The organism is Streptomyces sp. NPDC060209, from assembly GCF_042728155.1.
GTDB lineage: Bacteria > Actinomycetota > Actinomycetes > Streptomycetales > Streptomycetaceae > Streptomyces.
In genome coordinates, this window is sequence record NZ_JBHWZS010000310.1 from 1 (window position 1) to 10,385 (window position 10,385).

The window sequence follows — 10,385 nt, forward strand, 5'->3', positions numbered from 1 at the left end:
GGACAACTCCTAGACCGAGGTGGGGAGATCTGCCGCTGATTGCCTGCGTTCGAGGCCGCGAGCGATTCGCTGTTCGAGCCTCACCCGGCAGTCCGGCCACTCCGTTGCGGTGATCGAAAAGATCGCGGAGTCACGGAGCCGGCCGTCCTCGCCGGGTGCCCACGACCGGGACCAGCTCCTCAGCACGCCCTCGAGGTGTGCACCAACCCCTTCGATCGCGGCTCGCGAGCGGCTGTTGCGCGCGTCCGTCTTCAAGTCGAGCCGTTCCACTCCCCAGCTCTCGAACGCGTGGCGGAACAACAGGTACTTGGCTTCGGTGTTCGCCCCTGTGCCCTGCGCCGAGGCCGCGAGCCAGGTGAAACCGACCTCGATCGCGCACAGACTGTCTCCTGTCGGCCACAGCCGCGGATCCCAGTAGGCCGTGACTCCGACCGCCCGCCCCGACGCCCGCTCCACCTGTGCGTACGGGGCGAGCATCCCAGCAGCGGAACGGGCGAGTTGGGTATCGATGTATCCCCCGACCTCAGCCGCCGTGGGCACCCAGGTGAACCGGTACGAGCTCCGGTCCTCTTCCCCCGCCACGGCCAGGTCTGGCCCATGCTGATGTCCCAGTGGCTCCAGGCGCACGAGCGTGCCTTCCAGAGTCGGTCCCTCAAGCGTGAAACTCATCGATCGCCAATCCTCTTTGCCGGCGTTGGTTGTTCGTACCAGGCAGCAGTCCCGGGCCCCCGTAGCGTCGCAGAGCTATCACGTCATGTCGCGCGAATTGGCGCGGTGCCGGCCTCGTGAGACCGCTCGGCAGGCCCCGGCAATTCGCCACGGCTACCGCTCGGCCGTGCCCCGGGCGGCCCGTTGAACGTCGAGGGACAGCCGTTAGGGCCTCTCGTTTCGGCCCGATCCAAACGAGAGACCCTAGGGGCCGGCCCAGGGTCTTGCCGGATACCGGGCGGAGCGCGCGCGGACGATGCTCGGAACCTCGGACGGAGTGAGGGGCAGATGCTGTGGTGAAAATTCATGCATCGGGTGAACGGGGCAGCCGTCGCCGGAGAGGGCGGTCGCACCTTGCCTGGGGTGCGGTGTTGGCCGTAACGGTCAGTTTCGCGGGCGTGGAGACCGCCGGCGGGGCGCCGGGTCGAGGGGCGGGCGGAGCGGCGGGTGAGCGGTGGGTGCCGGGGCCCGCCGGGGCGGGTTCGCACATCGCGTGGAAGCCGTGCGAGGACGATGTCTCGGCGGAGTGCGGCGCGCTTTCGGTGCCGGTGGACTGGGGCGATCCGGACGGGGTGCGGTTCGACCTCCAGCTCGCCCGTCGCAGGGCCACGGGCCCCGGTGCCCGGGTCGGCTCCATGGTGTTCGGGCCAGGCGGGCCCGGGGATTCGGGCGTGAACCGGATCGTGGGCAAGGGCGGTATGAGCCGCTTCAGCGACAACCTCCGCAGCCGGTTCGACATCGTCAGCTTCGATCCGCGCGGCGTGGGGCTCAGCAACCCGATCCGTTGCTCGCAAGAGCTCCTGGACAGGCGTCCGTCGCCGGTCATGAAGAGCCGGGCCGAGTTCGATGCCACGGCGGAGTACAACCGTGAGCTGCGAGAGGACTGCAGGAAGAACACCGAGAACGGACTCTTCGACCACGTCGACACCCTCAGCATGGTGAAGGACCTCGACGCCGTCCGGGCAGCTCTCGGCGAGAAGTCCCTCACCTTCCACGGCAGTTCGTATGGCACGCTGCTCGGCGAGCAGTACGCGGAGGAGTATCCGAAGCGGGTCCGTGCCCTGGTCCTGGAGGCCGTGGTGGACCACAGCCTGGGCGTGAGGGAGTTCCTCTCCACCCAGGCCGCCACCCTCCAGGACTCCTTCGACGAGTTCGTGGCGTGGTGCGAACGGACCAAGAGCTGTGCCCTGTACGGCTCGGATGTGCGGGCATATTGGGGGGATCTGCTGGACCGCGCCGAGCGGGGGGAGCTGTCGGACAACGGCACGGTACTGCCCCCGTTCGACCTCAACGTCATGGTGATGAAGCGGCTGTACGACCCCGCGTGGGCGAGGCTGGGCGATTACCTGCGCGGGCTGAAGGAGAGCAGGCCGGGGGCCATACAGGCTTCCGGAACGACCGAGGACGGGCCCGAGCTCGCGCTCGGGACGAATCCGTTCGAGATCTTCTGTCAGGACTGGAGTCTGCCGGTACGCGGCTACCAAGGGTACGCGCACGAGTTGCGCCGTATCAGCAGGATCGCCCCGGACATGAAGTACCCCCGCGCCCTGATGTCCGTCTCGGCCTGCCTCGGCGCACCCGAGCCGGACAATCCGCAGCACCGGCTGAAGGTGAGGACCAGCAGGCCCGTACTGCTCACCAACTCGGTGCACGACCCGGCGTCCGGCTACAACTGGGCCACCCATGTGGCCGAGCAGCTCGGCAGCAGCGCGGTCCTGCACACCTACGAGGGCTGGGGCCACGGCACGTACAACAGCAGCCCCTGCGCACAGATGGTGATCGACGCCTACCTGATCTCGCTGAAGGTCCCGCCCCGCGGCGCTGGTTGCCCTCCGGTCATGCCTACCGGGTGAGGCAGGCGGGAGACCGAAGCCGTTCCGCTGTCCGGACCGGATCGTGCGATCGCGCCATGGCCAGTGAACGGCTGCCTGCTCCTGCTCCTGCTCCCGCTCCCGCTCCCGCTCCTGCGAGGTCTGCAGCCCCGGAGACCGAGCGGATACGCACCGGACGACGCGGTGCACCACGGTCGAGGGCGCCTTGTGAGGGCACGGGTCGTTGTCGCGGAGCCGGAGCTCATGCCGGCGGGGTGGCGATGGTCGGGGGGTGCTCGGGATCCGGGATCTGATGGCTCCAGCCGCCGGGGACCGCCCGGCCCTGCTGGTCTCGGAAGCGCACCGGGGCCATACCGACGCGTCGGGCGAAGAGGCGGGAGAAGTAGGCGGGGTCGTCGTAGCCGACTCGGCGGGCTACCGCGGCGACGGGGAGCTCGGTGGCGGCGAGGAGTTCCTTGGCGCGGCCGAGGCGGATGCCGAGGAGGTAGTCCTTGGGGCTGCATCCGGCGCCGCGGCGTACGGCGGTGCGCAGCTCGGCGGTGGTCATGCCGTGGCGGGAGGCGTGTTCGGCGACGGACAGGGGCTGGAAGGCGTCCCGGGCGAGGGCGTTGAGCACGGGGTCTCCGTCGGCTCCGACGTCGGCGCGGGAGCGGCGCAGGGCGACGAGCAGTTCATGCACGGCGGCGCCGGTCTCGACTTCCAGGAGCGGGTTGCCGATACGGGCCGCGCGGGCGATACGGCTCACGGCGGCGCGGGCGGACCCGGTGTCTGCGAGGGGGACGACCGGGCGGTCGGGTTCGATGTAGCCGAGTTCGGTGTACGGGGCGGTGGCGGGGCCGGTGAAGTCGACGAAGCTCTCGTCCCACCCGGTGACGGGGTCGGGGCCGTAGTGATGCGGGACGCCCGGTACGAGCCATATCAGTGCGGGGGCGCTCACGGGGGTGCGTCTGCCGTCGGGACAGCGGTACCAGCCGCTGCCCGCGCTGATGACGACGGCGACGTGGTGGTCGAGGGTGCGGGGTCCGACGCTGGGCAGTGTGCCGTGCTGGAGACCGACTCCGAGGCAGACCAGACCCAGCTTGAGGTGGGTGGCGCTCGGCGTGAAATAGCGCATCCAGGTGTGGTACATCCGCTTCCGTTTCCTCCCCGCCCGACTCGTCGGCGTTCCGTTGTGTCCAAACATCGCTGATCTTTGTCCATGGACGGCTCCGCCGCCAGGGGATGAGGTGGGGGTGGTGGTGGAACGAGAGGCGGGGGACCATGGCTGAATTCACGGTGGGTCAGCGGGATTTCGAGCTGGACGGGCGGCCCGTACGGCTGTTGTCGGGTGCCCTGCACTATTTTCGGGTGCACGAGGGCCAATGGGGACACCGACTGGCGATGCTGCGTGCCATGGGGCTGAACTGTGTGGAGACGTACGTCCCGTGGAACCTTCACGAGCCGGAGCAGGGGCGCCTTCACGACGTGGAGGCGCTGGGGCGGTTCCTGGACGCCGCGCAAGCTGCGGGGCTGTGGGCCATCGTGCGGCCGGGCCCGTACATCTGTGCCGAGTGGGAGAACGGCGGTCTGCCGTCCTGGCTGACGGGGGCATTGGGCACTCGGGTGCGGACCCGCGATCCGGAGTACCTCGGGCAGGTGGAGCGGTGGTTCCGGCGGCTGCTGCCGCAGGTGGTGCGGCGCCAGATCGACCGGGGCGGCCCGGTGATCATGGTGCAGGTCGAGAACGAGTACGGCAGTTACGGCTCCGACCAGGTGTATCTGGGCCGTCTCGCGGAGATGCTGAGCGAGCTCGGTGTGACGGTGCCGCTGTTCACGTCCGACGGGCCGGAGGACCACATGCTCACGGGCGGTTCGGTGCCGGGCGTGCTGGCGACGGTGAATTTCGGTTCGGGGGCACGGGAGGGTTTCGAGGCGCTGCGGCGGCACCGTCCGGACGGGCCGCTGATGTGTATGGAGTTCTGGTGCGGGTGGTTCGGGCACTGGGGTGCGGAGCCGGTGGTACGGGATCCCGCGGACGCGGCCGCGGTGTTGGAGGAGATCCTTCGTTGCGGTGCGTCCGTCAACTTCTACATGGCTCACGGCGGTACGAATTTCGGCGGATGGTCCGGGGCGAACCGTTCCGGGGACATGCACGGCGGGGAGCTCCAGCCGATCGTGACGTCGTACGACTACGGGGCCCCCATCGACGAGTACGGCCGTCCCACGGAGAAGTTCTGGCTGTTCCGGGACGTCCTCGCGCTTCACCAGGAGGGTGGTGCCCCACTGCCCGAGATGCCGGCTCCGCCCGCCGCACTGACCGGTCCGGTGCACGCGGAGCTCGTGGAGTGGGCACCTCTGAGTGATGTCATGGACACCCTTGGCGGTCCGGAAGCGGAGTGGCCGATGCCGCCGACGTTCGAGGAGCTGGGGGTGGACCGGGGTGTGGTCCGCTACCGGGTGGAGGTACCGGGGCCGCGCCGGCCGTATCCGCTGGGTGTGACCGGACTGCGGGACCGGGCGGTGGTGTACGTCGACGGGGCGCGGGCGGGGGTGCTGGGCGGCGGCCCCGCCGAGGCCGCCTCGTACACGGAGCTGGACGAGCCGGTCGCCGGGCCGGCCGCGGTGGAGCTGTGGGTGGAGTCGCTGGGGCGGGTCAACTACGGGCCGCGTCTCGCCGAGCCGAAGGGGATCACCGGGGGGGTCCTGCACGAGCGGCAGTACCTGCACGGTGTGCGGGCGCGGGGGCTGGCCCTGGACGCGATCGAGGGGGCGGACGCACTGGGGAAGGTTCCGTTCCGTTCTCCGGAAACGGCCGTCGCAGGTCTCTTCCGGGGAACCTTCGAGGTGCGCGGTGCGGGCGACGCCGGGGTCACCCTGCCGGGGTGGGAGCGCGGCTTCGTGTGGGTGAACGGCTTCTGCCTGGGGCGCTACTGGAGCGTGGGGCCCCAGGAGTCCCTGTACGTTCCCGGGACCGTGCTGCGTGAGGGTGTGAACGAGGTGTGGGTCCTGGAGCTGGAGCGCTCGGGCGAACCCCTGCTGACTCTCGGCTGAGGGGTGCGCCCGGAAGCCAAGGACGGCCGGCCCTTGCCAGGGCCGGCCATCCGCGGCTCTACCCCTTGTCCGTGGCTGCTCTCACCTGCCCGTCACGCCTCGCGCACTTCGAAGGAGTCGAGGACGAATTCCGCCGTCCCGTCGTCGCCGGTCCTGCGCAGGCCGACCCAGGTCTCGCCCTCGGGCGGCGCGGTGAACTCGTAGCTCAGTACGGCCGGTGAGGTGGCGACGGGAAGGTCCCTGCGGTCGAGTTCGCGGGAGGACGGCGCGTCGACCCCGGTGATCCACGCGTACTGTCCGGCCTTCTCGTTCTCGTACCGGAAGGTCACCCGGTAGCGCTTTCCCGCCTCGAAGCGGACGGTGTGCTGCACGGTGCGGTGGACCAGGCCGTCGTTCTCACCGCGCGACTTGAGCGATTGGGTCCCGTCGACGACGTCGTCGATCGCCTTGCCGTTCCAGCCGCGCTGGGTGAACGGGGCGTGCCGCTGCGCGATGTGGGTGCGGGGGTCCGTCGAGCCGCCCGCGTCGCCCTTGACGAAGGCGCCCCAGCCCTGGGGCACGTGCTGGAAGTCCTCGAAGGCCACGGCTCCGGCCTTGGTGGTGCGCTGCGCGGCGACGATCCGCACGTTGTCGAAGCGGACCCTGGCACCCCCTTCCTCGGTGCGCAGGGTGAGGTCCACCGGGCCTCCGCCGTCCGGCACGGTGAAGTACGTGAACATGCGCTGGAAGCGGGTGTCGTGCTTGCGGTCCGCCGCGACGAAGTTGACGGCGGTGGAGGAGTCCGTCCAGTTCTCGGTGGTGGTTCCGTCGGCGGTGCGCACGGTGAGCGCGGCTCGTCGCCGCTCCCCCGCGTCGTCCCCCACCTCCACCTGTACGGACGCGGCGTAGGCGCCTGGTGCGAGGCGGGCGAGCCGCTGGCCGACGGCCGCCGCCGGGCCGGCGCCGACGACCAGTTCGTAGTCGCCGAGGGCGCTCAGCTCCACGGACGCCGGCCCGCTGACGTTCCAGCCGTCCAGGGAACCGGAGTTGAAGCCCGGGTCGTGGAGCGGTGTCGCCTGCCCCCACTCCGGGTCCGGGTTCGCGGGTGTCCGGTTGCGATGGACGACGTACGGCTGCTTCGCCTCGGCCTCGATGGTGACGCGGCCGGAGCGGACGGGCACCTCACGGACGTACACCCGGCCCTGGTCGGTGAGCCGGTAAACGGAGACCTCCGCCCGGCCGGCCCAGCCGCGTGGCAGCCGCCAGGTGCTGCTGCCGCCTGCCGGGTTGTAGTGGTAGAGCCGGTCGGGGTCGGTGGCTTCGCGCGGCTCCCAGGGCAGCAGGTAGCGTCCCTCTTCGTAGACGACCCGGCCGTCCGTGGTGATGCGGCGGGTGCCGTCGGTGTCGTCCACGGACGTCTTCGTCGGACCGAAGAACGTGATCTCGTGGGCGCCCCAGGTTCTGACCGGGTACGCCTGGAGGTACTTGGCCGGCAGGCTGTCGGTCCAGATCTGCTGGTAGAAGGTGTTCCAGTCGGTCTTGTTGACCCAGCCCTCGAAGTTGCCGGTGCGCGGTATGCCGAGGAGCGTCGGCCACTTGTCGGCGAAGACGTCCTTCTGGTGGTTGCGGATGAAGCGGATCAACTGGGAGTTGATGCCCCGGGACGTGTCGCCGCCGTAGTCGGTCTCGGTGGCCCAGTGGGACCACACCGAGGAGCGTTCGAGGCCGTGGCCCCACTCGGTGGTGACCTGCCAGCCCTGCTCCCGCAGCGCCCGCTGGAGCCGGTCGGAGGTCCAGCCGGACTCGCGGAACACGTCGATGTAGAGCATGTTCAGGGCCGGGTCGGTCTCGTCCCTGAGGTCCTGGAAGCGCTTGATGATGTCGCCGGAGACGAGATCGCGCCGCTGGTCGATGCGGTAGCTCTGGTCGAGCCAGTCCCATTGTTCGTTGTTCTTGTCAACGAGCGTCTCGGAGAACGCCTTCGCGACGGGGTACGACTCGGTGGCGTTCACGTGCACGCCGAAATCGCTGCCCCACCTGCGTCCCTCGCTCACGAGCGTGTTGAGGTCTTCGAGGCCGCCCGCGCGCTCGTTGTGGTTTCCCGCGTAGTCGGGGTGGGCGGAGTCGTGACCCTCCGACTGGTAGCCCTTGAGGAGCGTGTACTGGCGCAGGCCGTCCGTCGCGAGGGAGATGCGCTTGACGTTGTCGAGCGTGACGAGGAACGGGTTGGTGGCCTGGCTGGCGAAGTTGAACGGGATGTGCGGGACGACGCGCAGGTGCTGCTCGTCGGCGCCCAGCGGGTCGACCATGATGTCGCGGAAGGCGATGGCGGCGTCCTGCCAGTCCACCACCCCGTCGCCGTTGCGGTCACCGGTGATGATCACGGTGGCGTACGGGAGCGGCTCGGTGGCGTCCAGGGGCGCGGTCGCGGCGCGGTGCGTCCACTGCCCGCAGGCAAGCTGCGCCTTGACGAAGTCCTCCTTCCTTACGGTCTGGCGCCACAGCCGTCCGTTCTCCCAGGTGGCCCCGGGCACGCTTTCGGGTCTGTCATACGTCGTGTTGGTCTCCAGGGCACCACCCAGCCGGTCGTGCGCGACGACGGCGTAAGCGCAGCCCGTCGGCTCGGCGTCGGGCGCGGTCCCGGGCGTGAGCTCGACCAGGGTGTCGCCGCTCTTGGCCTTGTCGAGCTGGATGCGCGCGGCGAGGAGAGCGGCGCCCGGCTGGTCGCTGCGTACCGACAGGAACGCCAGCGACGGGATCTGGAGCGTGCCGACCCGCAGGGCCGGTGTGTCGGTGATCCTCGTGACCCGCCAGTCGACCCTGCGGCCGGTGACACGGATCTCGGCCCGGATCTCGGTGCCGCCGTCGAAGGCGAGGGTGTACGACGCCCTGTCGCGGCCGGATCGCGAGGTCACCCGCGGGGTTCGGGAGGTCCCGTCGATCAGCACGGAGGTGACCGGGTCCTCCTGCCCGTGCAGTACGGCTCCCCCGGCGCGGTCGGTGTACGAGACGATGCGCGGGAAGTCCGGGTCGACGCGCACCTCCAGTTCGCGGGAGCGCAGCACGGTCTCCCGCTGCGCCGCGAGCGCGGATCCGGATCCCGTGAGGGCCAGTCCCGCCCCCGCCAGTGCGGTGGCGGCCACCACGGTCCTGCGGCTCGGTCCGGGGCCCTGTGCGTGCATGCTCGCTCTCCTGACGCTTGACGGCATCTGTGCACGCCAAGATGCGCCGCCCGGGGTGAACGCGCCCATGGACAAAGGAGGAGTGGGTGTTGGACTAACGCTTACAGCTCGTTCTCATTTCGACGGGAGCCTGCCCCGGGACCGTCGCACGGTGTCCGTCCGGGAATCGGGCTCCTGGCCGCTGTGGCTCGTCAACCCGGTGTCGCGTAACGGCCGACGGGGCGCGGGAGACGCAAGTGACCGCGCAGGGTGGTGGATTCGTACTCCCGACGGAACACCCCGCGCCGTTGCAGCTCCGGGACCAGTCCCTGGGTGATCGCCGTCAGATCGTGCGGCAGGGTGCCCGGCCGCAGGCGGAAGCCGTCCAGGCCCGCGGAGCGCCGGTCGAGCAGCAGGTCGGCCAGTTCGCCGGGCGTGCCGGTGAACATCTCGGCGTCCGAGCCGAGTTCGGCACCGGCCGCCTCGTCCAGGCGTGCCCGCCGCCGGGCGGCGGCTCCCGGCTCGTCGTCCAGGAGGACGAGGAGGTCGGCGAAGGTCCTGAGCGGCCGGCTGTTCACGTCCCTGCCGGTGCGCCTCACCGCCTCGTCGACCTGGGCGAGGATCGCCACCGTGCCCGCCCGGTCGTGCGGCGTGATGAGGACGAGGTCGGAGCTGAGAGCCGCGAACTCGTACGGCGTGGAGGCGTGCGCGAGACTCACCACCAGCGGCTGGCCCTGAGGCGTGCGCGGGGTGATCGAAGGGCCCTTCACGCTGAAGTTCGTGCCCCGGAAGTCGATGTGGTGGACCTTGTCCCGGTCGAGGAAGCGGCCTGTCGCCGCGTCCCGTATCTCCGCGTCGTCCTCCCAGCTGTCCCAGAGCCGTCGGGCTGCCTCCACCACCTCGGCGCCCTCCGCGAAGAGTCCGCGCAGTCGCTTTGCGATCAGCTCCGGGTCGGTCACGTCGTCGTCGGTGAGCTGAGGCGTGGTGCGGCGGCCGAAGTGGGCGGCGTCGGCCGCGCGCGAGGATATCTGCGGGCGCCAGCCGGCGCGGCCCTTGCTTGCGTGGTCGAGCGTGGCGATGCCGATGGCCAGGTGGAAAGGTTCGGTGTGGGTGACGTTCGTGGTCGGGACCAGGCCGATGCGGGTGGTGAGCGGCGCGAGGTGGGCCGCGAGCAGCACCGCGTCCACGCTGCCCCTGACCTGGTCGGTACGGTCGTCGGGCCGGTGGAAGGCCGCGGACTGGAGCCCGAGGGCGTCCTCGAAGGTGACGAAGTCGAGCAGGCCCCGCTCGGCCTCCGCGACCAGGTCGGCCCAGTACGCGGCGTCGAGCAGTTCACCGGGCCTGGCGCCCTCCTCCCGCCAGGCCGCCGGGTGCCAGCCCGCGCCGTCGAGGGCGACGGCGAGGTGCAGCGGGGCGCCGGCGGCGCCCGTCGAGTCAGTGGCGCCGGTCGTGCCGGTCATGCGGAGGTCTCCTTCTCGTCGTGCTCGTCGCGCACGGGCTGCCCGGTCCAGGCGGCCGGGCGGGGTGCGTCGGACAGGCCCAGGTGGTCGCGGAGCGTGGTGCCGGTGTAGTCGGGGCGGTGGACGCCCTTCTCCTGGAGCAGCGGCACCACCCGGTCCACGAAGTCGTCCAGACCGCCGGGGGTGAGGTGCGGGACGAGGATGAAGCCGTCGGC

6 protein-coding genes and 1 pseudogene are annotated in these 10,385 nt (G+C 70.6%); 2 read left to right on the forward strand and 5 right to left on the reverse strand.

The features are described 5' to 3' along the window. Positions 1–9: 9 nt before the first annotated feature. Complete coding sequence (locus ACFWFI_RS35995; RefSeq protein WP_387398751.1) at positions 10–669, reverse strand: GNAT family N-acetyltransferase; 660 nt, start codon at positions 667–669, stop codon at positions 10–12. 437 nt (positions 670–1,106) lie between these two features. Between ACFWFI_RS35995 and ACFWFI_RS36000 the strand changes: the two genes are divergently transcribed. Continuing rightward, positions 1,107–2,561: an alpha/beta hydrolase gene (locus ACFWFI_RS36000; RefSeq protein WP_387398754.1), complete on the forward strand. Its 1,455-nt coding sequence runs from the start codon at positions 1,107–1,109 to the stop codon at positions 2,559–2,561. A gap of 220 nt (positions 2,562–2,781) precedes the next feature. Here the strand turns inward: ACFWFI_RS36000 and ACFWFI_RS36005 are convergent, their stop codons facing one another. Next, entirely contained in the window at positions 2,782–3,669 is an 888-nt protein-coding gene (locus ACFWFI_RS36005; protein WP_387398756.1) for a helix-turn-helix domain-containing protein, read from the reverse strand. A gap of 131 nt (positions 3,670–3,800) precedes the next feature. Here ACFWFI_RS36005 and ACFWFI_RS36010 point away from each other — a divergent pair, with 131 nt between their 5' ends. After that, positions 3,801–5,570 (forward strand): glycoside hydrolase family 35 protein, encoded by a 1,770-nt coding sequence (locus ACFWFI_RS36010; protein WP_387398758.1) that lies wholly within the window; start codon positions 3,801–3,803, stop codon positions 5,568–5,570. A gap of 92 nt (positions 5,571–5,662) precedes the next feature. On the opposite strand, the gene ACFWFI_RS36015 is transcribed toward ACFWFI_RS36010, so the two are convergent. From ACFWFI_RS36015 to ACFWFI_RS36025, 3 genes and pseudogenes are all read right to left on the reverse strand, one after another. Next, positions 5,663–8,731, reverse strand: coding sequence for an endo-alpha-N-acetylgalactosaminidase family protein (locus tag ACFWFI_RS36015; RefSeq protein WP_387398760.1), 3,069 nt, complete (start codon positions 8,729–8,731; stop codon positions 5,663–5,665). Between the two features lie 191 nt (positions 8,732–8,922). Beyond that, on the reverse strand, positions 8,923–10,170 hold the full coding sequence (locus ACFWFI_RS36020; protein ID WP_387398763.1) for an LLM class flavin-dependent oxidoreductase: 1,248 nt from the start codon (positions 10,168–10,170) through the stop codon (positions 8,923–8,925). Beyond that, a pseudogene (locus ACFWFI_RS36025) lies at positions 10,167–10,385 on the reverse strand (F420-dependent methylene-tetrahydromethanopterin reductase); the annotation flags it as partial. The pseudogene ACFWFI_RS36025 and the gene ACFWFI_RS36020, both read right to left, overlap by 4 nt.